This is a genomic window from Streptomyces sp. Ru73, assembly GCF_002920575.1.
In the GTDB taxonomy this organism is placed as follows: Bacteria; Actinomycetota; Actinomycetes; order Streptomycetales; family Streptomycetaceae; genus Streptomyces.
In genome coordinates, this window is record NZ_PQSQ01000026.1 from 54,745 (window position 1) to 79,671 (window position 24,927).

General features: G+C 72.8%; 20 protein-coding genes, 1 pseudogene and 1 riboswitch. Of the genes and pseudogenes, 6 read left to right on the top strand and 15 right to left on the bottom strand.

What is annotated here, in order from left to right; all coding sequences use genetic code 11:
- Window positions 1-67 precede the first annotated feature (67 nt).
- A riboswitch (cyclic di-AMP (ydaO/yuaA leader) is annotated at window positions 68-251 on the top strand.
- 7 nt (window positions 252-258) lie between these two features.
- Window positions 259-1,431 (top strand): C40 family peptidase, encoded by a 1,173-nt coding sequence (locus C3486_RS14480; protein WP_181138548.1) that lies wholly within the window; start codon window positions 259-261, stop codon window positions 1,429-1,431.
- Between the two features lie 124 nt (window positions 1,432-1,555).
- On the opposite strand, the gene C3486_RS14485 is transcribed toward C3486_RS14480, so the two are convergent.
- Window positions 1,556-1,909: a hypothetical protein gene (locus tag C3486_RS14485; protein ID WP_030254273.1), complete on the bottom strand. Its 354-nt coding sequence runs from the start codon at window positions 1,907-1,909 to the stop codon at window positions 1,556-1,558.
- Between the two features lie 948 nt (window positions 1,910-2,857).
- Window positions 2,858-3,658: an alpha/beta fold hydrolase gene (locus C3486_RS14490; RefSeq protein ID WP_146074999.1), complete on the bottom strand. Its 801-nt coding sequence runs from the start codon at window positions 3,656-3,658 to the stop codon at window positions 2,858-2,860.
- Between the two features lie 208 nt (window positions 3,659-3,866).
- Between C3486_RS14490 and C3486_RS14495 the strand changes: the two genes are divergently transcribed.
- Window positions 3,867-4,619 carry a GNAT family N-acetyltransferase gene (locus tag C3486_RS14495; protein ID WP_103833111.1) on the top strand — a complete coding sequence of 251 codons (753 nt, stop codon included), beginning with the start codon at window positions 3,867-3,869 and terminating at the stop codon, window positions 4,617-4,619.
- Between the two features lie 355 nt (window positions 4,620-4,974).
- Here the strand turns inward: C3486_RS14495 and C3486_RS14500 are convergent, their stop codons facing one another.
- From C3486_RS14500 to C3486_RS14510, 3 genes are all read right to left on the bottom strand, one after another.
- The gene (locus C3486_RS14500; RefSeq protein ID WP_103833091.1) at window positions 4,975-5,682 is read right to left on the bottom strand and encodes a response regulator transcription factor; all 708 of its coding nucleotides are present in this window, start codon (window positions 5,680-5,682) and stop codon (window positions 4,975-4,977) included.
- Window positions 5,679-6,995, bottom strand: coding sequence for an ATP-binding protein (locus tag C3486_RS14505; protein WP_103833112.1), 1,317 nt, complete (start codon window positions 6,993-6,995; stop codon window positions 5,679-5,681). Before C3486_RS14505 ends, C3486_RS14500 begins: the two co-directional genes overlap by 4 nt.
- Before the next feature lie 183 nt (window positions 6,996-7,178).
- Window positions 7,179-9,026, bottom strand: coding sequence for a serine/threonine-protein kinase (locus C3486_RS14510; RefSeq protein WP_103833092.1), 1,848 nt, complete (start codon window positions 9,024-9,026; stop codon window positions 7,179-7,181).
- Between the two features lie 222 nt (window positions 9,027-9,248).
- On the opposite strand from C3486_RS14510, the gene C3486_RS14515 reads away from it, so the two are divergent.
- Both C3486_RS14515 and C3486_RS14520 read left to right on the top strand, forming a co-directional pair.
- A complete protein-coding gene (locus C3486_RS14515; RefSeq protein WP_103833093.1) occupies window positions 9,249-10,763 on the top strand; it encodes a PspC domain-containing protein in 1,515 nt (504 codons plus the stop codon).
- Window positions 10,750-10,995 (top strand): hypothetical protein, encoded by a 246-nt coding sequence (locus C3486_RS14520; protein ID WP_103833094.1) that lies wholly within the window; start codon window positions 10,750-10,752, stop codon window positions 10,993-10,995. Before C3486_RS14515 ends, C3486_RS14520 begins: the two co-directional genes overlap by 14 nt.
- An 18-nt stretch (window positions 10,996-11,013) precedes the next feature.
- On the opposite strand, the gene C3486_RS14525 is transcribed toward C3486_RS14520, so the two are convergent.
- The 7 genes from C3486_RS14525 to guaA form a co-directional block, all read right to left on the bottom strand.
- Entirely contained in the window at window positions 11,014-11,559 is a 546-nt protein-coding gene (locus C3486_RS14525) for a DoxX family membrane protein (RefSeq protein WP_103833095.1), read from the bottom strand.
- A gap of 210 nt (window positions 11,560-11,769) precedes the next feature.
- Window positions 11,770-13,176, bottom strand: a complete 1,407-nt coding sequence (locus C3486_RS14530; RefSeq protein WP_258052781.1) for a hypothetical protein — start codon at window positions 13,174-13,176, stop codon at window positions 11,770-11,772.
- Between the two features lie 149 nt (window positions 13,177-13,325).
- Window positions 13,326-14,111, bottom strand: a complete 786-nt coding sequence (locus C3486_RS14535; RefSeq protein WP_103833096.1) for a class II aldolase/adducin family protein — start codon at window positions 14,109-14,111, stop codon at window positions 13,326-13,328.
- A gap of 137 nt (window positions 14,112-14,248) precedes the next feature.
- The gene (locus C3486_RS14540) at window positions 14,249-15,133 is read right to left on the bottom strand and encodes a 2-hydroxy-3-oxopropionate reductase (protein WP_103833097.1); all 885 of its coding nucleotides are present in this window, start codon (window positions 15,131-15,133) and stop codon (window positions 14,249-14,251) included.
- 121 nt (window positions 15,134-15,254) lie between these two features.
- The gene (locus C3486_RS14545; protein WP_308461239.1) at window positions 15,255-15,800 is read right to left on the bottom strand and encodes a Uma2 family endonuclease; all 546 of its coding nucleotides are present in this window, start codon (window positions 15,798-15,800) and stop codon (window positions 15,255-15,257) included.
- Window positions 15,797-16,393 carry a Uma2 family endonuclease gene (locus C3486_RS14550; RefSeq protein ID WP_103833098.1) on the bottom strand — a complete coding sequence of 199 codons (597 nt, stop codon included), beginning with the start codon at window positions 16,391-16,393 and terminating at the stop codon, window positions 15,797-15,799. The genes C3486_RS14545 and C3486_RS14550 overlap by 4 nt, the downstream gene beginning before the upstream one ends.
- A gap of 110 nt (window positions 16,394-16,503) precedes the next feature.
- Window positions 16,504-18,090 carry a glutamine-hydrolyzing GMP synthase gene (guaA, locus tag C3486_RS14555; RefSeq protein WP_103833099.1) on the bottom strand — a complete coding sequence of 529 codons (1,587 nt, stop codon included), beginning with the start codon at window positions 18,088-18,090 and terminating at the stop codon, window positions 16,504-16,506.
- A gap of 264 nt (window positions 18,091-18,354) precedes the next feature.
- Between guaA and C3486_RS14560 the strand changes: the two genes are divergently transcribed.
- The gene (locus C3486_RS14560) at window positions 18,355-18,753 is read left to right on the top strand and encodes a chorismate mutase (RefSeq protein WP_103833100.1); all 399 of its coding nucleotides are present in this window, start codon (window positions 18,355-18,357) and stop codon (window positions 18,751-18,753) included.
- A gap of 833 nt (window positions 18,754-19,586) precedes the next feature.
- Window positions 19,587-20,660 (top strand): LAETG motif-containing sortase-dependent surface protein, encoded by a 1,074-nt coding sequence (locus tag C3486_RS36930; protein WP_146075001.1) that lies wholly within the window; start codon window positions 19,587-19,589, stop codon window positions 20,658-20,660.
- A 115-nt stretch (window positions 20,661-20,775) separates the two neighbouring features.
- Here the strand turns inward: C3486_RS36930 and C3486_RS14575 are convergent, their stop codons facing one another.
- The 3 genes and pseudogenes from C3486_RS14575 to C3486_RS37270 all read right to left on the bottom strand — a co-directional run.
- Entirely contained in the window at window positions 20,776-22,602 is a 1,827-nt protein-coding gene (locus C3486_RS14575) for a GMC family oxidoreductase (protein ID WP_103833103.1), read from the bottom strand.
- A gap of 87 nt (window positions 22,603-22,689) precedes the next feature.
- Window positions 22,690-24,312, bottom strand: a complete 1,623-nt coding sequence (locus C3486_RS14580; protein WP_103833104.1) for a succinic semialdehyde dehydrogenase — start codon at window positions 24,310-24,312, stop codon at window positions 22,690-22,692.
- 138 nt (window positions 24,313-24,450) lie between these two features.
- Window positions 24,451-24,927, bottom strand: a pseudogene (locus tag C3486_RS37270) (serine/threonine protein kinase); the annotation flags it as partial.

Consider the following 24,927-nt stretch of genomic DNA (forward strand, 5'->3'; position numbering starts at 1 on the left):
CGAGTCCGGCCTGTCCGTACGCACGGCGCTGCTGACAGTCACGGCACCGCCCGTACCGCACGGCAGCTGTCCGTACGCACGACAGCCGGAGCCGGGGACCCACACGCACGACCGGGGTGAATCGGCCGCCACGGAGCGATCCGTACGGCCGTAGGGCACCTTCCGTAGCACCAGTGGGCGCGCGCCCCACGCACGCGCCGTCCGCGCCCGAACCCGACAGCTAACCCGGTAGGCGGTCCACGGAAGGAGTCGCCTGCCTTGGCGTCTCATCGCAAGCCCCGCACCCGCATGCTCGCCGTGCCCGCGCACCGCCGTACGGCGGCCGGGCTCACCACCGCCGCGCTGGCCTCGGTCACGCTGCTCACGCAGACGGCGGACGCGTCCCCGCGGAAGCCCGAGCCCTCCATAACGGAGGTCAAGAAGAAGGTCGACGGCCTGTACCGGCAGGCCGAGGTGGCCACGCAGAAGTACAACGCCGCCAAGGAGCGCTCGGCCGCGCAGCGCGGGAAGGTCGACGCGCTCCGGGACGCCGCGGCCCGGCGGACCGAGAAGATGAACGAGGCCCGGCGGGAGCTGGGCACCTTCGCCTCCGCGCAGTACCGGTCCGGCGGGCTGAGCCCGACGGCGCAGCTGATGCTGGCCCGGGATCCGCAGCAGTTCGTGGACCGCAACCACCTGATGGAGCGGCTCACCGGCCGCCAGCAGGAGGCGGTCTCGGACTACCAGGAGCAGCAGGCGCAGGCCGCGCGCAAACGGGCGCAGGCCACCAAGGGCCTGGAGGAGTTGCAGAAGACCCAGGACTCACTGAGGACGGCCAAGCAGGACGTCCAGACCAAGCTGACCGAGGCCCGGCAGCTGCTGTCCCGGCTGACCGCGCAGGAGAAGGCGCGGCTGGCGGAGCTGGAGCGCAAGAAGGAGGCCGAGGCCAAGCGCAAGGCGGAGAAGCTGGCCCGGGAGCAGGCCGAGCGCGAGCGGCAGCAGCAGGGCGGCGGGTCGGACGGCACCGGCGGCGGGTCCGGCTCGGGGACGGGCAGCGGTACCGGTTCCGGCACCGGCTCCGGACTGCCCGGCGGTTCATACTCCACGAAGGCGGAGAAGGCGCTCGCCTTCGCCCGCGCGCAGCTGGGCAAGCCGTACGTGTGGGGCGCGACCGGCCCCACGTCGTACGACTGCTCCGGGCTCACCCAGGCCGCGTGGAAGGCCGCCGGCGTCTCGCTGCCGCGCACGACCTGGGACCAGGTGAAGACCGGCACGCGGGTCGCGACGAAGGACCTCCAGCCCGGTGACCTGGTCTTCTTCTACAACGACATCAGCCACGTCGGGATGTACATCGGCGACGGCAAGATGATCCACGCCCCGAAGCCGGGCGCGAGCGTCCGCGTGGAGTCGATCTACTACATGCCGATCTACGGGAGCGTGCGACCGGCCTGAGCGGTGCTTCCGGTCCTCTGAACGACGAAGTGCGCGGCGCCCCCTGGGGCTGCCGCGCACTTCGTGTGTCCGCCTTCCGGTCCCGGGCGGGCCGGGGATCTTCCGGCTCCGGGCGGGCCGGGGATCAGGTCCAGAGCAGGGCGATGAAGATGTTCACGACCGTGAGCAGGCCGACGAGCCCGAAGAGCGGCTTCTCAACCTTCTCCTCGTCGCGCTTCACGTAGACGAGGCCGAGGATGACGATCAGGACGGCGAGCTTGACGCCGATCTTGATGTTGTTGACCGAGTAGTCCTGCATCTGGTTCAGGCCGACCAGGATGACGCCGGTCACCAGCATCGTGATCGCGCCGTGCAGCATCGCGGGCACGAAGCGGGCGGTGCCCGCGCCCATCGCCTTCATCTGCGTGAGGAAGCCGCCGAGCAGCGAGGCGATGCCGATGATGTGCAGGGCGACGAACACATTGATCACTACGTCCATAGTGGTCGATCGTAGCTCCGGCCCGTCGCGCCGCAGCGGGCAGGTCCACCCGCCGCCGGTCCGGCGTGACCGCCGCCGGGCGCCCACCGGCTCGAACTGCCGCGCGCTTCTGGGCCACGCTCTCGTACGCGACCGGTCAGAACGGCTCACCCGTGGCTGAAAGCGGGCACGGCCCCGTAAGGGAACAGCCAATCACCGGCATTGGCCCGCCTTTCGACCGCCGGGAGGTTTAGCGTCCTCAACCAGGCGGCCGGCTCCCCACCGCCGTCGGATCCGCCCCGGCGGCCGCCGGCCGCTCCCGCCGAAGGTACGGCGGCGGCCCGCTCCCCCTTGTACACGGGCCGCCGCCGTACCGAGGGGGCGGGAGGAGGGAGGGTGCCGGGGGTGCGGCGGCAACGTTTCGGCGGGTGGCCCCCCTTGCCGGATCAACGTGCGAGGGGGAACGGGAGTGCCGGGTGCGGTGAGCCGATACTTCAGGGTCGATACTTCAGGGCCGATGCCTCAGGGCCGATACTTCAGGGGCGATGCCTCAGGGCCGATACTTCAGGGGCGATGCCTCAGGGCTGATACTTCGAGGCTGATAGCTCGGGGGTGTTCTGATGCTTTGCTGACGCGAGGGAAGCGAGGATGCTTCCGGTGTTCACGAGATATCCGGTACTCACGGGACACCCGGTACTTACGGGATATGCGATACCTACGGGATAGCCGGTACTCGCGAGCCAGGCTCAGGCCCCCGGATGGCCAGATGGCCCACGTCCCCTCCTCAGCAGAAGAAGGCGCCGACGCCGCTCCCCGGCTTTCGGTTTGGTTCAGCGGTCGATCAAAGCAACGCGGGCGGTGTGGAATTCGACCGCCCGGTCGCATTCTGCCTTCTCCGCTCACTCGGCCCGCCGGTCACACGAAACCCGCCGATCACATTCGGCCACAGGAATGGGGGGCGGATACGGCTCAATGCAGACGGGGTACGTGACCGCTCACCACGAAGTCCCGCAGCAGGTCCATCGACTGCCGCGGCGCCTCGTGGAAGACCCCGTGCCCCGCCTCCGCCAGTACGTGCAGCCGTACGTCCGTATGGCTCAGCCGGTGCGCGAAGCGGCGCGCCGCCGAGGCGGTCGCCACCGGGTCCTGCTCGCCCGCCAGGATCATCGTCCGGCAGGACAGCCGGTCCAGCCCCCGCCACGGGTCGAACTCCCGCGCCAGCACCGTGCGGAAGTGCTCCAGCACGTCGTCGTTCCAGCGCACCCGGCGCAGCCGGTCGTGCCCGTTCGCCTCCCCGCCCGGCTGCCGGGAGTACAGCGGCAGGCAGATCCGCTCCCACGCGTCGGTCATCTCGTCCCCGGTGTCGCCCGCCCAGTACCGCAGCGCCACGTCACGCGCTTCCGGCCCACCCAGCCGTTCGAACATCTCCAGCCGCTCGTACGTGTCGCCCGGCATCACGCTGTCCAGCACCAGCCCCGCGAACCGGTCGGGGTGCCGGATGGCCGCCAGCAGCGCCACCCAGCCCCCGCTGGACGTGCCGACCAGGACGGGCCGTTCTATCTCCAGCGCGTCGCAGAAGCCGAGCGCGTCGTCCGCCCAGCGTTCCCACGTCCACTGCCGCGGCCCGCCCCGCACGGACCGGCCGCTCCCCCGCTGGTCGAGATAGATGACCTGGGCGAAACCGGCCGCGGCGGAAAGCTCCGGCTTGAACAGGGTGTGATCAGCGCCGGGCCCGCCGTGGAGCAGGACGATCGTCGGACGTTCGGCCATGTCCGGCCCGTCCGTCACCAGTTGGGCCCCCTCCACATCGAAGTAGAGCCGAACACCATCACCGATATGTACCCGCACGGCCCTTGACCTCTCTCAAGTAGCCTGATTTTCCAAGGATTCCGTCGGCCTCCGCAGCGTTATGCAAGGGGGCCGAATTCGACCGTCACTATTGCGAAGGTTTCGCAATACGATCGGGTCCGTGGACACGATGACCGAGCACCACCGCGTGCCTGTTGCACGGCCTGAGGTCGTGCGTGCCTGGGTCGACGGCTGGGTGCGTTCGCGCGGCACGGACGGCGCGGTCGAGGTGCCGGGCGGCTTCCGGATAGCCGTCGGCCGCACCGACCAGGTCGCGCGGTACGTCCTGCCCGCCGCGGACCCCACGGTGCTGCGCCGCCTGTCCGTCGCGCTCATCACGCCGGGCCTGTGGCTGAAGGTCTGCGCGCCCCGCTCGGCCGTCGAGCCCGCGCTGCCGGCCTCCTGGGAGTTCCAGGCACCGGAGTATCTGATGACCGCCCCGCTGGGGCGCACGACGCGCGACGGTGCGCGGACGACGGGGGTGCCCGACGGGCTGCGGGACGGGCTGGTGCCGGGTGCCGCGCCCGCGCCGCCGCCCGATCCGGCCGTGCTGCCGGGCGGGTACGTCGTCGAGACGGTCGCCCAGGGCGGCATCGTCGACGCGCGCGCCTTCGCCGCGACGGGCGAGGTGGCGGCCGGCGGCCGCGTCGCGCTGGCCGGCGCGACGGCGGTCTTCGACCAGGTCACCACCGACCCGGCACACCGGCGGCAGGGCCTGGGCCGGGTCGTGATGACGGCCCTCGCGGCCCGCGCCGCCCAACAGGGCGCCACGCAGGGCGTCCTGGTGGCCCGGGACGACGGCCTGTCCCTGTACCGGGCCATGGGCTGGGAACTGCACTCCCCGGTGACCACTGCGGTGCTCCGCAGACGTGGCACGCGGTGAGCACCGCCGCGGTCGCTCATCGCGGTTCAGTGGAAGGCGGCGGGGACTCCCGCCTGCCTCCGCCACAGCTCGATCCGGTTGCCGCCGTAGCGCCGGGCGTCCGTCACAGCCCACCTCCGGGGAAGCGCGCCGTGTACCACGCCGTCGTGTACACGGGCCGTGACTCCATAACGTAAGCCCGAGCGGTGACCTTCCGCATATGACCGGGGGAACACTCAGGACATCGGGTGGCGTTTCGCGCGCGGCACACGGAACGCCGGAAGGGCGCGTACACTGCCCGCCGCACGGGCGGGCCCGGCGGACTCCGCGGACTCCCGCCGGACCGGCCCGCCCCGCTCGCCCCTCCCCCGTGACGTCAGATCAGGCGGCGGGCCGTCGCCCAGCGGGTGAGTTCGTGGCGGTTGGAGAGCTGGAGCTTGCGGAGGACCGCGGAGACGTGGGACTCGACCGTCTTCACGGAGATGAAGAGCTGCTTGGCGATCTCCTTGTACGCGTAGCCGCGGGCGATCAGCCGCAGCACCTCGCGCTCGCGCTGGGTGAGCCGGTCGAGGTCCTCGTCGACGGGCGGGGCGTCCGTGGACGCGAAGGCGTCGAGGACGAAGCCGGCCAGCCGCGGCGAGAAGACCGCGTCGCCGTCCGCCACGCGGAAGATCGCGTCGACCAGGTCGGCACCGGTGATCGTCTTGGTGACGTAGCCGCGCGCGCCGCCGCGGATGACGCCGATGACGTCCTCCGCCGCGTCCGAGACCGACAGGGCCAGGAAGCGGACCGGGCGCTCCGGGTCGGCCATGAGGGAAGCGCACCGGCGCAGCACCTCGACGCCACCGCCGCCCGGCAGGTGCACGTCGAGCAGGACGACCTCGGGGCGGGTGGCCGTGATGACCGTGACCGCCTGGTCGACGTCGGCGGCCTCGCCGACCACCTCGACGCCCGTCACGTCGGTCTGCCCGATCTCGGCCTGCACGCCCGTGCGGAACATCCGGTGGTCGTCGACGAGCACCACCCGCGCCCGCCGGGCCGCCCCCTCGCCACCGCTCCCCTGCGCTGCTTCCGTGCCGTTCATTCCGCGGCCCTCTCCATCTCCAGTTCCACTTCCGTCCCCCCGTCCGGGGCCGAGCGCAGCCGTGCCGTACCGCCGTTGCGGCGCATCCGCCCGATGATGGACTCCCGTACGCCCATCCGGTCCGCCGGCACCGCGTCCAGGTCGAAGCCGGGGCCGCGGTCGCGTACCGACACGAAGACCCGCCCGTCCTCGACCTCGGCGAAGACCTGCACGGCACCGCCGCTGCCACCGTACTTGGCGGCGTTGACCATCGCCTCGCGCGCGGCCTGCAACTGGGCGCCGAGCCGTTCGTCCAGCGGGCAGTCGCCGACGACCACGACCTCGATCGGCACGCCGTGCGCGTCCTCGACCTCGGCCGCCGCCTTGCGGACGGCGTCGGCGAGGCGGTCCGGCTCCTCGGCCTCGTCCTTGCCGCGGCCCTCCGGCTTGTACAGCCAGGCGCGCAGCTCCCGCTCCTGCGCGCGGGCGAGCCGGGCGACTTCCCTGGGGTCGTCGGCGCTGCGCTGGATGAGGGTGAGGGTGTGCAGGACGGAGTCGTGGACGTGGGCCGCGACCTCTGCCCGCTCCTGGGCGCGGATGCGCATCAGGCGCTCCTCGGAGAGGTCCTGCGTCATGCGGACGAGGTAGGGGCCCGCGAGCAGGGCGATGCCGACGACGACGGCGAGCGCGGCCTGCAGGACCGAGCCGAGGTTCCGGACGGAGCCTTGGAGGATCACGATGGCGGTGACGCCGATGCCGACCAGGAGGACGCCGGCAGCGCCGCGCACGAAGGGCAGGACGCCCTTGCGGCGGCCGAGCTCCAGCCACTGGGCGCGGCGGGCGTTGTCGGCCTGCCGCCATACGAGGGCGACGCCCGCGCCGATCAGCAGCACCGGCCACAGGTAGGCGTTGGCCCGGCCGAGCTGGAAGTTGGAGGCGAGCACGGAGGCGCCGATGACCAGCGCGATCAGCGCGAAGATCTGCCCCTTGTCCGGGCGGCGGAACCGGCGGCGGCGCCCGTCCGGTGCGGCCGTGCCCTCGGGGGCGTACCAGCCGTGTGCCGCCTGCCGGCGGTCGTCGACGCCGCCGACCCCGAGGGGCACGAAGAACCAGAACGCGGCGTACAGGAGGGCGCCCATGCCCTGTGCCACGAAGAGCGCGACGAAGACGATCCGCACCCAGGAGACGGGCAGCCCCAGGTGGCCCGCCAGGCCGCGGGCGACGCCGCCGAGGAGCCGGCCGTCGGCGCTGCGGTAGAGGCGGCGCGGGGGCAGGTCTGCGGGGTCGGGCACCGGGGCGTACGGGCCCTCGGTGCGGGGCGGTGCGGTCGTCATGGTCCCGATCGTCACATGCGGACGGACGTCCGGGCATCAGGGTCGACCCTGACGGTCCCCTGATCGGTCGCGGCCGGCCGCCCGTGAGAGGCGGGCGGCCGTCGGCCGCGGCCCCGGTCGGCGGGCGCCGGTCGTTAGGCCTCGGTCGTTGAGCCTCGGTCGTTGAGCCTCGGTCGTCGGGCCTCAGTCGTTGGGCCGGTTGTCGCGGAAGCCGTCGCGGGCCACGTTGAAGACGTTCACGTACTTCGCCCACTGGGCCTTCGGGGCCGACAGGTAGATGGCGTACTCGTCGTCGCCCTCCTTGCCGAAGCCGAGGTCGATGGCGCGGAAGTCGCGCGCCCTGCCCTGGAAGCTGAACTCCCAGATCGCGGCGGGCTGCCCCCGGAACAGCGTGTCCTGCAGCCGCAGCCGCTCGTACCCCTGCGACTTGGCCCGGAGCTGCTGCTCGACCTGCTCGAAGTGGCGGACGTGGTTGGAGCTGGCGAAGTTCAGCACGCTGACCTTCAGGCCGACGAGCCCGTTGGGGTGGAGGTAGTCCACCTCGGAACGGTCCGGCATGTACTGGCGGGTCCAGCCGTTCGGCACCGGGAAGGAGATGCCGAACTTCTTCTCCGTGACGAGGTGGTAGCCCTTCGGCACCTTCGGCCGGGCCGGCTTGCCCGCGCTCGCTGAGGCGGTCGGCTCCGGGGCCGACTGGACCCCGCCGCCGTCCCGGAGGAAGTGCAGCACCCCGGCCGTGACCGCCCCGGCGGTCACCAGGGCCACCGCGCCCCACAGGACGAAGCGCAGCGGACGGCGGCGCGCGGGGGCGGCGGCCCCCTCCACGGGGACGGGGCTGGTTGTGGTGTCCCGCTGGGCGGGGACGGAGGGGAGGGGCACGCCGGTACCGCTGCCGGCGCCGGTGCCCGTACCGGTCGCCGCGCCCGTGCCGGTGGGAGAACCGGTGCCGCTTCCCGTGCCGGTGCCGCTCGTTCCGGCGCCCGGCACGACGGTCGGCCAGACGACCGGCGCGGACGGGGGCGTGGCCGTCGTACTGCCGGTGGCCGGTACCGACGACGTGCCCATTGCCGGGCCCGGCCTCGTGCCCGGCCCCGCACCCGGTTCCGTGGTCGCTCCCGTTTCCGTACTCGCTCCCGGTCCCGTGGCCGTCGTCGGGAAGCCCTCGACCGTGATCAGTTCCGTCATGGCCTCGGAGGCGGGCGCGCGGAGGGTGCGCTCGACGGCCTCGGCGGTCGGGCGGTCCGCCGGGTCCTTGGCGAGCAGCGCCTCGATGAGGGCGGTGAGCGGGCCGGCGTTGCGGGGCGGTTCGAGCGGGTCGACGGCGATCGCGTACGCCGTCTCGACCGCGGTGTTCTTGCGGAACGGGGGCCGGCCCTCGACCGCCTGGTACAGCGTCGCGCCCAGCGCCCACAGGTCGGAAGCCGGGCCCGGCGTACCGCCCTTGACCCGCTCGGGCGCCAAATAGTCTATGGAGCCGACCAGTTCGCCGGTCTTGGTGAGGGTGGAGGTGCCGCTGGCCACCGCGATCCCGAAGTCGGTGAGCACCACCCGGCCGTCCTCGCCGAGCAGCACGTTGCCGGGCTTGACGTCGCGGTGCAGGACGCCCGCCGAGTGCGCGGCGCGCAGCGCGGCGATCATGCCGCGGCCGATGCGGGCGGCCTCGGCGGGCGGTATGCCGCCGCCGGAGAGCACGGCCTCCTTGATGACGTCGCCGAGCGTCACGGACGGGACGTACTCCATGACGATGCAGGGCAGGCCGGCGTCGTCCACGACGTCGTGCACGCCGACCACGTTGGAGTGGTTGATGCGCGCCGCGGCCTGTGCCTCGCGGCGGGTGCGTTCGTTGCGCATGGCCAGCTCGTCCGGCTCCAGCTGGAGCGACGAGGCGTGCAGCCGCTTGACCGCGACCTGGCGGCCGAGCAGTTCGTCCTGGGACCGCCATACGGTGCCCATCCCGCCCTGGCCGATCCGTTCGAGCAGGCGGTACCGCCCGGCGACCAGCCGACCCTCGTCCACCGCAGCCTCCAGCACCGCATGTCCTCCGGTTCCCCCATAACCCGTCAGAGGACAACGATAGTCAACGGAGCCCCACGCGTTACCGGCCGGTCGAGCCCGTTACACACTCCGGACCCCGGGAATTGCCGGGGGTGTCAGGAGTGTCCTCCGTGTCGGGGATGCGCCGTCCGGGATCTCAGGGACCGGCCAGGGTTGTCACTGATACCGGGCGGCGGTTCCGCTTGCCACCATGGGCGCATGAACGATGCTCCTCCTTCCGGGCCGCCGGCCGGCGCCACCGCCGACCCGCCGCCCCCGGTCGCGCCCCCGCTGCGGCGCAGCCGCCACAAGGTCGTGGCCGGGGTGTGCGGCGGCCTGGGGCGGCACTGGGACCTGGACCCGGTGATCTTCCGCATCGTGCTCGCGGTGCTGGCCGTCAGCAGCGGCATCGGCCTCATCGCGTACGGCCTCGCCTGGCTGCTGATCCCGGTGGAGGGCGAGGACGAGAACGAGGGGCGGCGGCTGCTGTCCGGGCGTGTCGAGGGCACCGCGCTGACCGCGATCCTGACGGCGCTGGTCGGCTGCGGGCTCTTCCTGTCGGTGCTCGGCCGGGGCGGCGGCATGGCGTTCACGGTCATGCTCGCGCTCGCGGTGGCCGGCTCGGCGTACTGGTCCAAGCACCGGCGGACGGCGACGCGGGGCCCCGGCCCGGTGGACCCGGTGACCGCGCAGGCCGTCGCGGACGCGCCGCCCGAGACGCAGGCGCCGCCCACGCCGGGCGGCCCCTCCTGGTGGCGGGACCCGCTCGCCAAGGACGGCACGGCGGCGGGCCCGCACACCGGGCGCACCGGCTATCTGTGGGGGCCCGCCGACACCCCGTCGTACGAAGCGGCGGCGGCCGGATACGACGTACCGGGGCGGAGCCACGCCGGCACGGGCGGGGCCGGCGCGGGGGCCACGGTGCGGCCGGATGCCGGGGAGCCGCGGCGGGCGAAGCGGTCCGGCCGGTCGATCGGCGGCCTCACCTTCCTGCTGGCGCTGGCCGCGGGCGCGGCGGCCGCGGCCCCTTCCTGGCACGCCGGTTCGCTGCCGGGCAGCCTGCAGGCGGGGCTGGCGGCGGCGCTGGTGGTGTTCGGGCTCGGGCTGGTGCTGAGCGCGTGGCTGGGCCGGACCGGCGGCGGCACGGTCTTCATGGTGGTGCTCACCGCGCTGTTGCTGGGCGCGGCGGCGGTCCTGCCGCGCAACCTCACCACCGACTGGGACGCCCGTACCTGGACCGCAGCGACCCCCGCCGAGCTGCGCCCTTCGTACGAACTGGGCGCGGGCCGCGGTCACCTGGACCTCAGCGGGCTGCGGCCGAAGGACGGCGAGACGGTCCGGACGCGCGCCGAGGTGGGCGCCGGGCTGCTGCGGGTGACGCTGCCGGAGGGCGTACGGACGCGGCTGCACGTCGAGGTCGGGTTCGGCGACATCCAGCTGCCGGACGAGGCGCCCGACAACGTGGACGTCCACGCGGACCGGACGCGGACGGTGACGCTGCCCGCGCACGGCCTCGAGAAGGGCGAACGGCCGCACGGCACGCTGGACCTGCGGCTCGAAGTGGGGCTCGGCCAGGCCGAGGTGGACCATGTTCTGCCGACGGGCACGCCGGCGGTGCCGGGGACGCCCACGGCGGAGGTGCCGGAGACACCCGCCGGGGCGGCGGCACCGGGTGCGGCGGAGGTTCCGGCCGTACCGCAGCGACAGGAGGCGGCCGACCATGATGCGGCATGAATTCCAGCCCGCGCGGCTCGTCACGGGCCTGACCGCGCTCGGCATCGGCGGGGTGTACCTGCTGGACTCAGCGGGCCGCGTCGACGTACCCGGCGCCTGGCCGCTGATCGCGCTGCCCGCCGGGCTGTTCCTCAGCGGCGGGGTCTCGGCGCTGTACGGCCTGGTCCGCCGCCGGCGGGGCGGGGAACTGCCGCCGGCGGACCCGGACCCCACCGGCCGACCGGCCTCCTGAAGGCCCGGAAGGCCGCCGTCAGCCGATGAGGTGGCGGCCGAAGCGGCGGCGGCGCCGGGCGTACAGGGCGTCGAGGGAGAGGTACGGCGTGCCGGCCAGCACCAGCGGCAGCCACGCCATCAGGTACGCGAGGTCGTTGCCGTAGTAGTACGGCGTGGCCGACCAGCTGACGGTCAGCCAGAGGCTCAGCGAGATCAGCGCGCCGCCGCAGGCCGCGAGCCGGCCGAGGACGCCGAGGAGCACGCCGACGCCGACCGCCAGCTCGCCCGCTGCGATGGCGTAGCCGAAGGCGGCGGGGCCGTGCAGCGCCAGGTCGACCAGCGCCGGCACACCGGCGGAGTCCCGCGACTGCCGCATCAGCTCGCCGATCGAGCCGTTGCCCGAGGCCGCGAAGAAGCCGGGGTCGGTGAGCTTGTCCAGGCCCGCGTAGATGAACGTGACGCCGAGGAAGATCCGCAGCGGCAGCAGCGCGTACCGGCCCAGCAGGCCGCGCAGCCCGCCGGGACCGTGCCCGCCGCCCGATCCTCCGTGGTCGACCGCGAGCGATCTTCCCGAGTGCACCATGATGTCCTCCCGCCTCTCCGTCGCCGCCCGGCGCGGACGATTCTGCCCGCAGGCGGGCGTTCGAAGACTGATACGGACCGGGCGTCACAGAACATTCAACGGCAGCGGGCGGATCAAGGGTGCGCCGAGCCTCCGTACGCCACTCCTGACCGGTCCGTGGCTTCTCCTGCCACTGTCACGCGCGGCCGCTCCCCGCGCACCTCCGGGCCGTCAGTCCTGGATGAACAGCGGGTACGCCGCGGACTCGGCGCCGGACGCGGTGATGACGCGTACCTCGGCGCGGCCCGGTTCCACGTCGGCCGGGACCGGGACGACCAGCGCACTGTCCGAGGGGTTGGCGAAGCCGCCCGGGACCGGCACCAGCGGCACGTGGACGTCGACCGTGCCGATGCGGACGACCGTGCCGGCCAGCCGGTGCGGCGGCTGGGCACCCGGCGGCACGAAGCCGCTGCCGCGGATCTCGATGTCGTCGCCGGTGCGGACGGGCCCGTCCAGGCCGCCGATCTCGCGGGCCCGCACGACGGACAGCACGACCGGGCGGCCGCCCTCCGCGTACTTGCCCGCCAGGTACGTGGCCGCGCTGACCGCCGCCAGCACCACCAGCCCCCACGGGAGGTCCGGGAGCCGGTCGGGCTCGACGGCGAGGCGGACCGCGGCGAACACCACGGCGACCGCGTTGAGCAGCACGTACTGCGCGTCCGCGAAGCTGCCGCGGCCCGCGTCGTCGGTCAGCAGGTCACCGGCGCGCGGATACTCCGCCGGCACCTTCTGCAGCCGCCCGGCACGGATCCGTACGGACACCAGGCGGGCGGCGGCGACCGCGGCGGCACAGGCGAGCGCCACCACGGTGAGCAGTCCGGCGCCGCGCGCGAGGTCGAGCCCCGCGAGCAGCCGGCGGCGCTCGGCGGCGTCCGGGGCCAGCGCCAGCCGCGCCGCGTACATCAGAACGAGCCAGACGACGGGCAGCAGCCAGGCCGTGGCGACCGTGCGGGAGGTGGACAGCCGGCCGTCCTCACCGGTCAGCGGCGCGAGCAGGCCGCCGTGCGCACGGTGCCGCACGGCGAGCGCGGTGAGCAGCGCGGCCAGCACGACGGCCGCGGCCAGCGCCGCCGTACGGGCGTCCGTCCAGCCGGCGGCGATCGCGGTGAGCGCCTCGCCGATGAGCAGCACGCCGACCGCGCCCCACAGGACCGGCGGCGTACGGCGCCGGGCGGCTTCCCGGCGCGCACGGCCCTCGGCGGCGGCGCGCTCGGCAACCGTGCGCGCCGACTGGGTGAGTTCGTCGGAGATCCACTGGCGGGCCGCGCCGGCGGAGTGCGCCAGGCCGGCCGGTACGCCGCGGCCCGCGGCGCAGTCCTCGCGCAGCGCGACGAACGCGGCGACCGCCTGCCGGTGTCCCGTGCGGGCGCCGTGCGGGCAGTCCCCGCACGTGCACCCCGTCCCCGTGTCCGGCGCGCCCGTGGCCGTACTCGTGCCCGTACTGCTCGTACTCGTTCCCGCGGCCGGGGCTGCCCGGCCGCGTCCGTCCGCCGTGGCCTGCCCGTGCTGCCCGGCCCGCCGGCCCGCCGCGTCCACCGACACTTCCCGTACCGCCCGCCACCCGTAGTCGCCGTCCACCGCTCCCTTGACGGCAGCGCTGGCGACGCATTGTGCCGAGCGGGCGAGGCCGGCGCCAACCGCCCTGCTCCGGAGGGGTGCGCTCCGGTCACGGGGCCGGGGTGCGGGCCGGGGGCGGGCGGGGCGCCGGCCGGGTGCGGTGGCCCGCCTCAGCCGAAGAGGTCCGGCTCCTCGCGGCTGATCTGCTGGTACAGCGGCTGGTGGTTGATCCAGGCCACCAGGTCGCTGCCGAGCTGTTCCCGGGTGCGCATGGCGCTGCCGTGGTCGATGAGCACCGGCTTGCCCGCCGCCTTCGCGGTCAACTGCACCTTGCAGGACCGTTCCATCGTGAGGAACCACCAGGCGGCGGCGTCCACCGAGTCGCCGACCGTCAGCAGCCCGTGGTTGCGCAGGATCAGCGCCTTGTGGGGGCCGAGCGCCGCCGCGATCCGCCGCGCCTCCGCCTCGTCCACGACCACGCCGGTGTACTCGTCGAAGAGCGCGTGGTCCTCGTAGAACGCGCAGACGTCCTGGGTGATCGGCTCCAGCAGCTCGCCCAGCGCGGACAGCGCCCGGCCGTACGTGGAGTGGCTGTGGGCCACGGCGACCACGTCGGGGCGGGCCGCGTGGATCTGCGCGTGAATGGCGAAGGCCGCCTGGTTGACGTGGTGGCGTCCCTCGACGACCTGTCCCTCGCGGTCGACGAGGAGCAGGTCGCTGACGCTGACGTGCCGGAAGGACATCCCGAAGGGGTTCGCCCAGAAGCAGTCGGTGAACTCCGGGTCCCGGGCGGTGAGATGGCCCGACACGCCCTCCTCGAAGCCGTACCGCCCGAAGAGCCGCAGCGCCGCGGCGAGCCGCTCCTTGCGGTGGCGGCGCTCCTCTTCGACGGTCGCGTGCGTCGGGGGCATCGCGAACTGCAGCTGCTCGGTGGGTATCGGCGTGGGGTACGGCATCCCGGCTCTCCTCGTGTGCGACTCGCTCGGGAAGCTACGCCGGGGTACGTGAAGAGACCAGACATGGGGCGGGCGGTTGCCGTGGAGGTGGTGTGAACTCCCGGCACCCGCCCGCCCGGCAGGGTCCGCTCCCCCGCTTACTTCTCGCCCTCGCCGCTCATCAGGCGGACGCCGCGGAGCAGCGCCGAGTGGTCCAGGTCGCCGTCGCCGCGTGCCACGGCGGAGGCGACGAGCTGCGCAGCGGTCGCGCCGACGGGCAGGGTGGCGCCGACCGCGCGGGCGGCGTCCGTGACGATGCCCATGTCCTTGTGGTGCAGCGCGAGCTTGAAGCCGGGGCGGTAGTCGCCCTCCAGGAAGTTGGCCATCTTGCGGGTGAGGACGGCCGAGCCGGCGAGCCCGCCGTTCAGCACCTCAAGGGCCGCCGGCAGGTCGACGCCGGACTTCTCCAGGAAGCCGATGGCCTCCGCGCACGCCTCCAGATTGACCGCGACGATCAGCTGGTTGGCGGCCTTCACGGTCTGGCCGGCGCCGTGCGGGCCGCAGTGCACGATGGTCTTGCCCATCGCCTCGAAGACCGGGCGGGCGGCCTCGAAGTCCGCCTGCTCACCGCCGACCATGATCGAGAGGACGCCCTCGACCGCGCCGGCCTCACCGCCGGACACGGGCGCGTCCAGCACCCGCACGCCGTGCTCCTTGGCACGGGCCGCCAGCTCGATGGAGGTCTGCGGGGTGATCGAGGACATGTCGATCAGCAGCGCGCCGTCCTTCGCGTGCGCGAGGATGCCGTCCTCGCCGTACGCGACCTCTTCGACCTGCGGCGAGGCGGGCACCATCGTGATGACGACGTCGGCGTCCCGGACGGCCTCGGCGATGCTCCCCGCCTCGGTCCCGCCGGCCTCGACGAGCGCCCCCGCCTTCCCCGGGCTGCGGTTCCACCCGCGCACGGTGTGCCCGGCCTTCGCCAGATTGACCGCCATCGGGCTGCCCATGATCCCGAGTCCGATGAAACCGATGGTGCTCATGCCGTACGCCCCACTCACTTCCGCATCGCGGAGTCTTGTTTCGTAGTACGGAATCAATTTTCCGCAGCGGAGGGTGGGGCGTCAACCATCGCCCGCCGGACACGCCTGCGGCCGACCGCCGTCAGGTCGATGACGACGGGAAAGGGAGCCGCCGTCCCGAGGCGGTTGTACTGGGTCCCGGTGAGCGCGTAGTCCCCGGTCGCCGCGCCGAGCTCATGGACGTGCACGACGGGCAGTCCGGCCCTCCGCTCGACCCGCCAGAAGTGCGGGATGCCCGCAGCAGCGTACTTGCGGGTTCCACAGAATCGTCCGAGACGGCCTCGACGGCCAGCAGGACGTCCTCGGGCCGCAGCCAGGTGCCCTTCGGCCCGGTATCGGCACCGGCCGTGGCCACCAGGACGTCGGGGGCGACGCGGTTGCGCCCGTCCAGCCTGACGTCGAACTCCCGGAAGACCTCGAACCCGTCCGGCGCCTGCCCCGCCAGCGCGTGCTCCAGCAGGCTCAGGACGCGGGAGTGCCACACCGTCCGGGGCTCGAGGGCGACGAGGTCACCGTCGAACAGCTCGGTACGCCGGGGAAGCCCCGGCAGCCGGTCGAGGTCGTCCGAGGTGAAGCCGCCCGGCGGAGGAACGGGACGCTGGTGGGGCCACCACTCCGGCCATGTCACAGGTTGTCGATCTCCGCGAGGTCGATGTCGATGTCGAAGGGGGCGGCGAGCTTGAGGCGGTCGCGGTGGATTGCGACGGGGTAGTACGTCCGGTCTTCCTTGTCGAGCTCGAAGACGTGGACGGTCGGGCGGTCGTCGATGCCGGACATCTCCACGCGCCAGAAGTGGGGGATGCCGGCGCCCGCGTACTTGTGCGGCTTCGTGTCGCGGTCGCGGGCCTCGGATTCAGGGGAGACCACCTCGACGGCGAGGAGCACGTCCCTGGCCTGGAACTGGGTTTGCGTACGAGAGCGCGCCGCAACGGTACGCACGACGACGATGTCCGGCTCCGGACCGTTGCGCTTGTCGATGACCACAGTCATCTCGCGCACGACCTTCAGCTCGGGCGGCACCGTACGGCGCAACCCGTTCGCCAGAAGGTCGATCACAATGCTACGGAAGTAGCGCTGTGGGCTCACGAAGATCAGGCTCCCGTCGAGCAGCTCAGTGTGCGGCGGGAGGTCGGGCAGCGTCAGCAGGTCGTCCACGGTGTAACCGTCCTGCGGCGGCACCGGCCAGTGGTGCTCGGTCTCGGCGGTCATGAGTCCTCCCATGGACGGGATTCTGGGCCGTGCGGTCAGCGTACCCAGCAAGAACGCCGGCGCCGCCACTCATACGAATGAGTGGCGGCGCCGGCGTTACCGATGGGGGGGGGACCCTCAAGTCACTCCCACTCGATCGTGCCCGGGGGCTTGCTGGTGACGTCGAGGACGACGCGGTTGACGTCCTTGACCTCGTTGGTGATGCGGGTGGAGATGCGGCCCAGCACGTCGTACGGCATGCGGGTCCAGTCGGCCGTCATCGCGTCCTCGGAGGAGACGGGACGGAGGACGATCGGGTGGCCGTACGTGCGGCCGTCGCCCTGGACGCCGACCGAGCGGACGTCGGCCAGGAGCACCACCGGGCACTGCCAGATGTCGCGGTCCAGGCCGGCCGCGGTCAGCTCCTCGCGGGCGATCGCGTCGGCCTCGCGGAGGAGGTCGAGCCGCTCCTTGGTGACCTCGCCGACGATGCGGATGCCCAGGCCCGGCCCGGGGAACGGCTGGCGCTGGACGATCTCCTCCGGCAGGCCCAGCTCGGCGCCGACCATCCGGACCTCGTCCTTGAAGAGCTGGCGGAGCGGCTCGATGAGCTTGAACTCCAGGTCCTCGGGGAGGCCGCCCACGTTGTGGTGGGACTTGATGTTGGCCGTGCCCGTGCCGCCGCCGGACTCGACGATGTCCGGGTAGAGCGTGCCCTGCACCAGGAACTCGACCGGCTCGCCCGCCGCGCCGGCCTCCGCGATGATCTCCGCCTGGGCCTGCTCGAAGACGCGGATGAACTCGCGGCCGATGATCTTCCGCTTCTCCTCGGGGTCGGAGACCCCGGCGAGGGCGGAGAGGAAGCGCTCGGAGGCGTCGACGACCTTCAGCTGGACGCCGGTGGCGGCCACGAAGTCCTTCTCGACCTGCTCGGTCTCGCCCTTGCGCATCAGGCCGTGGTCGACGTACACACAGGTCAGCTGGTCACCGATGGCCTTCTGGACGAGCGCTGCGGCCACCGCGGAGTCCACGCCGCCGGACAGGCCGCAGATCGCGCGCTTGGAGCCGACCTGCTCGCGGATCGCGGCGACCTGCTCCTCGATGATGTTGCCCATCGTCCAGTTGGGCTCGATGCCGGCGCCGCGGTAGAGGAAGTGCTCCAGCACCTGCTGGCCGTGCGTGGTGTGCATCACCTCTGGGTGGTACTGCACGCCGTACAGCTTCTTCTCGTCGTTCTCGAACGCGGCGACCGGGACGACGTCCGTGGAGGCCGTGACCGTGAAGCCCTCGGGGGCCGCGGAGCACGCGTCGCCGTGCGACATCCACACGGACTGCTCGGCGGGGGTGCCCTCGAAGAGCGTCGAGGCGTTCTTGGAGACGGCCAGCGGGGTGCGGCCGTACTCACGGGCGCCGGTGTTGTCGACCTTGCCGCCGAGCTTCACCGCCATGAGCTGGAAGCCGTAGCACATGCCGAAGACCGGGACACCGGCCTCGAACAGGGCACGGTCGATGCTCGGCGCGCCCTCCTCGTACACGGACGACGGACCGCCGGAGAGGATGATGGCCTTGGGGTTCTTGGCGAGCATCTCCTCGACCGGCATGGTCGACGGGACGATCTCGCTGTAGATCCGCGCCTCGCGGACACGGCGGGCGATGAGCTGGGCGTACTGCGCGCCGAAGTCGACAACGAGGACGACATCCGGGGCGGCGGCGGGGGGCGCTGCTGACACTTCGGCGGCCTTCCGGCGGTGGTGGAGCTACGGGGTTGTGCTTTCGATTCTACCGGGCACATACTGAGCCCCATGTTCACGCAGCTGACCTTCGTCTTTACCTATGGCACCGGCCCGTCCGGCTGCCACAGGTCGCGCTGCACGAACCGCTGACACCAGCGACGAGCGACTTACCAGGCGCCCCGGGCCGTACAAGGCCCGGGGCGCTGGTGTTTTCCTCCGGGCGGTGCGGATCCGGGGCACTCAGACCCCGAGGAGACGGACATGACGAGCAGCACCCGGACGGCAGCGACCACGACGGCCACCCGCGCGCGGACCGTGACGGACGCCACGGCGCCCGGACGCCCCGCGGCGGGCGGCGCGGCGGCCGCGCCGGCGGCGGCCCGGCCGCGGCCCGAGACCGGCGCGCGGACCGAGGAGGCCGCCGCGCTGATCGGTGACGCGCGGCGCCGGATCGACGATATCGACGGCCGGATCATCGGCCTCGTACAGGAACGGATGGCCGTCTCGGCCGTCATCCAGAGGGAACGGATCGCCTCCGGCGGGCGCCGGGTCAGCCTCTCCCGCGAGATGGAGATCCTGGAGCACTTCCGCGAGCAGCTGGGCCGGCCCGGCACGGCGCTCGCGATGACGCTGCTGGAGCTGTGCCGCGGGCGCATCTGAACGGCACGTCTGAACGGGCGCTGCTCCACGGGCCCGGCCGGCCGGGCCCGTGCGGGCGGGTGCGTGACGTGGGCGCATCTGCGTTCGGGCGGCGTCTCACCCGTACGGACCGTGACCGGTCGGCGCGGGGCTTCGTTGTTCCCGGTGCCACGCCAGCCAGGCGCGGCCTGCAGGACTACGCGTAGACGCCGCCCGTGGGCGGGAACCGCCGCAGCGATGAGACGCCGGCCGCGTTGATGCGGACGGCGCCGTGGGACCTCGCTGCGGTGCTGTGGCCGGTCGGCAGGGGACAGCAGCCCGGCCACATCCGATGGGGCGGTCGGCCCCGGGGACGCCTGGGGCCGACCGCATCCGGTCGAAACGGTTGCGCCGGGTGAGGCGTATCCACCACGATGCATGAAGAGCCAAGTACCTCGCGCAGAGGTGGCTTCTGGTACTGCCATTGGTCTACACCATGGAACGAATGGTTCCTGCAGACCGTGCGCGAGCGGTACCCCGCACGATCCGCGCCGACAGGCCGGAGCACGACCAAGAGCTTTACGGGCGCCACCCCCCGGGCGCCTTCCTTCGGCGCCGCCGCTGCCCTGACGTCGGCGCCGGGCAGCAAGGGCCCCGCGGCCGCCCGCACCCCCCTCGCGGACGGCGCCTCGGGGCCCTTCGCTCTGCCCGCCCCGGCCCCCACCGGCGGCCCCCGAAGATCACGTACAACCTTTTCGGTACTGCGGTGGTCATGTACGTGTAAACGCACGGCCATACCGCGCCCCACCGCGACGGCCCGCCACACTTTCGTGCCGCCCACTCGGCACTCCGGACCCCGAAGAGGTCTTGACACGATGAAGCTTCGCCGTGCACTGACGGCTGCCGCAGCGGCGGCCGTCCTCGCGCCCGCCGCGCTGCTCGCGGCACCCGCCGCGTACGCGACGGACGACGACCCCGGCACCACGCAGTCCGCCGGCCCGGCGACGCCGGACGACAACGGCTCAAAGACGGAGACCCCGGCCACGGACGACAAGTCCACGGAGTCCGCCGAGCCCTCGGACAGCGCCGGCCCGACGGACCCGCCGAAGGACGGCGAGGAGAAGCCCACCGACGGGGCCACCACCGAGACGCCGACCGACAACCCGGGCGACGCGGAGCCGGGGAACGACAAGCCCGGTGACGAGAAGCCCACCGAGGAGCCCTCCACCACCCCGCCGGCCACGCCCTCCGACAAGCCCACCGAGCCCGCGGAGTGCAAGACCCCGTCGGACAAGGCGGCGATCACCACCACGCTGCGCGGGCTGCCCAGCAAGGTCGTGGCCGGTTCCGGCTGGCACAACTTCACGTTCCGCGCGACGAACGTCTCCGAGGAGGCGATGACGTCCGTCGACGCGTACGTCATGCTCTCGGCCATCGAGAACGAGGACTTCGACGACGTCTCGCACCTGCTGACCGTGCAGTGGTACGACGAGGGCGCGGGCGTCTGGGAGAACGTTGACGAGTACGGCTACTTCGCCTCCCTCGCCGACCTCGCGCCCGGTGAGTACGCCGACGCCAAGCTGCGGCTGAAGGTCGACGCGAAGACGCCGGGCAGCTACGGCTTCGCGTTCGCCATCGGTGCCTACCAGAACGCGAAGGGCGACTGCGGCTACTCCGACGGCTCGGAGTACGACTTCGACATCCTGGTCGCGGGCAGCGACACCGGCACCGTGCCGCCCGCCAAGCCGCGGCCGAGTGACAAGAAGCCGAACAAGCCCGCCCCGCAGGGCGGTCTGAAGGAGCTGCCGGTCACCGGCAAGCTCGCCGAGACCGGTTCGTCCTCGGCGCTGCCGACGATCGCGGCGGTGGCCGGGGTCACGATGGCCGTGGGCGCGGGTGCGATCTTCGTCGTCCGCCGTCGCAAGACGGAGGGCGCGGCTGCCGCCTGACGGCGGCTGAAAGCCGGTTGAGCTGCGAGGGGCCGCACCTGGACTGCCGGGTGCGGCCCCTCGTCGTACACGTCAAAGACGTCCTCAACCGCCGGACGGGCTCGATGTGCCCGGCTCAGGCCGTCTTCGGCGGCACCGTGGGCACCGGTACGAAGGGCAGTTTCAGGGCCGCGAAGGCCTTTTCCGGGACCGCCGGGTGGTGCGGCTCCACCGGGGCCAGCCGCTGGTAGGGGCGGCCGGGGGCCGGGCGGGGGTCGGCCTCGCCCTTGTTCGGCCAGAGGGACATCGCGCGTTCGGCCTGCGCGGTGATGGTCAGGGACGGGTTGACGCCGAGGTTCGCGGAGACCGCCGAGCCGTCGACGACGGAGATGCCGGGATGGCCGTGGAGCCGGTGGTACGGGTCGATCACGCCGTGGTCGGCGTCCTCGCCGATCGGGCAGCCGCCGAGGAAGTGCGCGGTCAGCGGGGTGCCCATCAGCTCGCCGATGTTGCTGCCGGCGAAGCCGTTGATGTCCTCGGCGATCAGCGAGGCGGCCTGCGTCGCGGCCGGGATCTGCACCGGGTTGGGCGCGCCGTGGCCCTGGCGCGCGGTGAGCAGGCCCTTGCCGATGCCGCCCGGCTTCCGGTACGTGGTCAGGGAGTTGTCCAGGGACTGCATGACCAGGCCGATGATGGTCCGCTCCGACCAGCGGCGGTTGGAGAGCGCGCGGGCGGTGAGCACGGGGTGGCGCACGGTCCGGCCGAGCCAGCCGAGGACCCGGGCCGCCGCGCCGTCCCGCAGCGGCACCTGGAGGATGGACAGGCCGCCCATCGCGTTGGAGCCCTTGCCGTAGCGGACGGGCTCGATGTGGGTGTCGGCGTCGGGGTGGATGGACGAGGTGATCGCGACGCCGCGGGTGAAGTCGACCTTCTTCTCGCCGGTCTTCTTGCGGTAGCGGCGGTTGTCGGTCAGCGCGCCCACCAGCGACTCGGAGTTGGTGCGGGTCAGCTCGCCGAGCTTGGGCGAGAGGTGGGGCAGCAGGCCGGTGTCCTTCATCCGGTGCAGCAGGGTCTGGGTGCCGTAGGTGCCGGCGGCGAGCACGACGCGGCGCGCGGTGAAGGTGCGGCCCTTGCCCTTGCGCTTGTCGTCGGTGGGCAGCGTCTTGACGGCGAAGCCGCCGCGGGAGTCCTCGGTGACGGCGACGACGGAGGTCATCGGGTGGATGACCGCACCCGCCTTCTCGGCGAGGTAGAGGTAGTTCTCGGTGAGGGTGTTCTTCGCGCCGTGCCGGCAGCCGGTCATGCACTCGCCGCATTCGTGGCACGCCGTGCGGGACGGGCCCGCGCCGCCGAAGTAGGGGTCCGGCACCTCGCCGCCGGGTGCGGTCCGCGTCGTGCCGTCGGCGTCCTTGCCGTCGCCGAAGAAGACGCCGACGGGCGCGAGGTGGAAGGTGTCGCCGACGCCCATCTTCTCGGCGGCGGCCTTGAGGTGCACGTCGGAGGGGGTCACGGTGGGGTTCAGGCGTACCCCGAGCATGCGCTGGGCCTGGTCGTAGAACGGCTTGAGCTCGTCCTGCCAGTCGGTGATGTGGCCCCACTGCTGGTCGTCGAAGAACTGCTTCGGCGGCACGTAGAGCGTGTTGGCGTAGTTGAGCGAGCCGCCGCCCACCCCGGCGCCTGCCAGGACCATGACATTGCCGAGCAGGTGGACGCGCTGGATGCCGTAACAGCCGAGGGCCGGGGCCCAGAGGTAGTTGCGGAGGTCCCAGGAGTTCTTGGGCAGCGTCTCGCGGGTGAAGCGGCGGCCGGCCTCCAGGACGCCGACCCGGTATCCCTTCTCGGTCAGCCGCAGGGCCGACACGGAGCCGCCGAAGCCGCTGCCCACGACGAGGACGTCGTAGTCGTACGACGGTCCGTGCGCCGTCTTCTGCTCCTGGCTCTGGGCAGAGTTCTCCCCTGGCATCGGCTCTCCTCGGGTTCGCGCGGGTGCGGTACGGGTGCGGGTGCGGCCTTCTGGATGTGAGGGGTTGGGGTGTCTCGTGGTCCTGGGTCAGCGGAGCCGGAGGGCCTTCATGGCCTTCAGGCTGAGGGTCATGAACGCCGCGTACTTCTCGTCGTCCATGCCGAACGCCGGGGCCAGCGGCATGATCCGCTGGTGTGCGACGGTCTGTGCCTCGGTGTACTTGAGGATGCCCTCGGAGCCGTGGCGGCGGCCGAGGCCGGAGTCGCCCATGCCGCCCATCGGGGACTGGACGCTGCCGTAGCCCGCCGCGTAGGACTCGTTGACGTTGGCGGTTCCGGTGTTCAGCCGGGCGGCGATGCTGCGGCCGCGGCGGCCGTCCTTCGTCCAGACGCTGGAGTTCAGGCCGTACGGCGTGGCGTTGGCGAGCCGGACCGCCTCGTCCTCGTCGCGGAAGCGGTAGAGCGAGACGACCGGGCCGAAGGTCTCCTCGTTGCAGACGGCCATCGGGGCCTCGACGCCGTCGAGGACGGTGGGCTCGTAGAAGAGCGGGCCGATGTCGGGGCGCGGCCGGCCGCCGGTGAGCACCTTGGCGCCCTTGGCCACGGCCTCCTCGACGTGCCGGACGACGGTCTCCAGCTGGCGCTCGCCGACCAGCGAGCCCATGTCGGCGCCGTACGCCAGGGCGTTGCCCAGGCGCATGGCCTTCACGCGGGCCACGAAGCGCTCGGCGAACTCATCGGCGACCGACTCGTGGACGTACAGCCGCTCGATGGAGATGCAGAGCTGGCCGGCGGAGGAGAAGCAGCCGCGCACGGCGCCGGCGGCCGCCTTGTCCAGGTCCGCGTCGTGCAGCACCAGCATGGCGTTCTTGCCGCCGAGTTCGAGGGAGCAGCCCACCAGCCGGGCCGCCGCGCCCTGGGCGACCTCGCGGCCCGTGCGGGTGGAGCCGGTGAAGGAGACGTAGTCGGCGTGCTTGACGACCTCGGGGCCGACGACGGGCCCGTCACCGATCACGACCTGCCAGACCTCCGGCGGCAGACCCGCCTCGATCAGCTGCTCGCGGGCCCACAGGGCGGTCAGCGCGGTCTCGGTGTCGGGCTTCATCACGACGGCGTTGCCCGCGACAAAGGCCGGCAGGGCGTCGCCGACGGACAGCTCGAAGGGGTAGTTCCAGGGGGCGATCTGGCCCACCACGCCCTTGGGCCTGCGGAGTTCGGTGACCTTGGTGAGGGTCGGCACGACGCCGGTGTGGCCCTGGGGCTTCAGGTAGGCGGGGGCCTTGCGGCCGTAGTGGCGGGCCGCGACGGCGACCGCCTGGACCTCCTCGTGCGCGTGCAGCCGGGCCTTGCCGGTCTCCAGCTGGATGAGGTCCAGCACCTCGGCCTGGCGCTGGAGTACCAGGTCGTGGAAGCGGAGCAGGATCGCGGCGCGCTTGCGGACCGGGGTGGCCGCCCACTGGCGCTGTGCGACGCGGGCCCGCTCGAAGGCGTCCGCGACGTCCTCGGGGGTGGACTCGGGCAGCTCGGCGAGGACCTCGCCGGTGAACGGCGTGTGGTTCGCCGTCCGGCCGCTGCCCACCACGCCGCGGGTGAGGCGGGCGACGAGGTCCTTGGTGACCACGTCGGCGGCGGTGCGGGTGCCCGCGGCGGCGGAGGCCACCGGGTTGCCGTCGGCGGGGGCGGTCTGTGCGGTGTCCAGCGAGTCCGTCATGGCGCCGAGGGTATGCCCACGGGAACGCTTTGTGTACCCGCCGGTAATAGGTTTTCACCGGCCGCCCACAATTACGCCAGTAATCGCTGGCCAGAACGCCGCTGGGCAGGGGATTCGATGCCGGCGGGCGGCGGCCGGTCAGCCCGTGGCCGGGGTACGCAGCACCTGGAAGGTGGCCAGCGCGGTATCGAAGTGTCGTTTCGCCTCCGCCCGGTCGGCCACCGGCGCCGAGATCCACACGTCGTACGTCCGGCCGCCCTCGGCCCAGCTCATGTCGTACGTGTGCCGCGGCCCGCCGCCCCCGGCACCGCCGTCCCAGGTGAACTCCCACAGCGCCGCCGGATGCCCCTGGTGGTACGTGGCGGTGACCCGGCCGTCCCGGTACCCCGGATAGCTCCGCGGCCCCGTCCGGTGCGCCTCCCGCAGCATGGCCAGCGGCCCGCCCGGCTGCGGCGGCCGGACCCGGATGCCCAGCCGGAACCGCTTGCCCGCCGAGTAGTAGTACACCCGCGGCTTCTCGTACGCACGCGTGAACCCGTCCGGCACCGCCAGCGCGAAGCCCTGCGGATCGCGGACCGTGCCGTACCCGGGCGGCGCTGCGGTCGGCCCCGGATT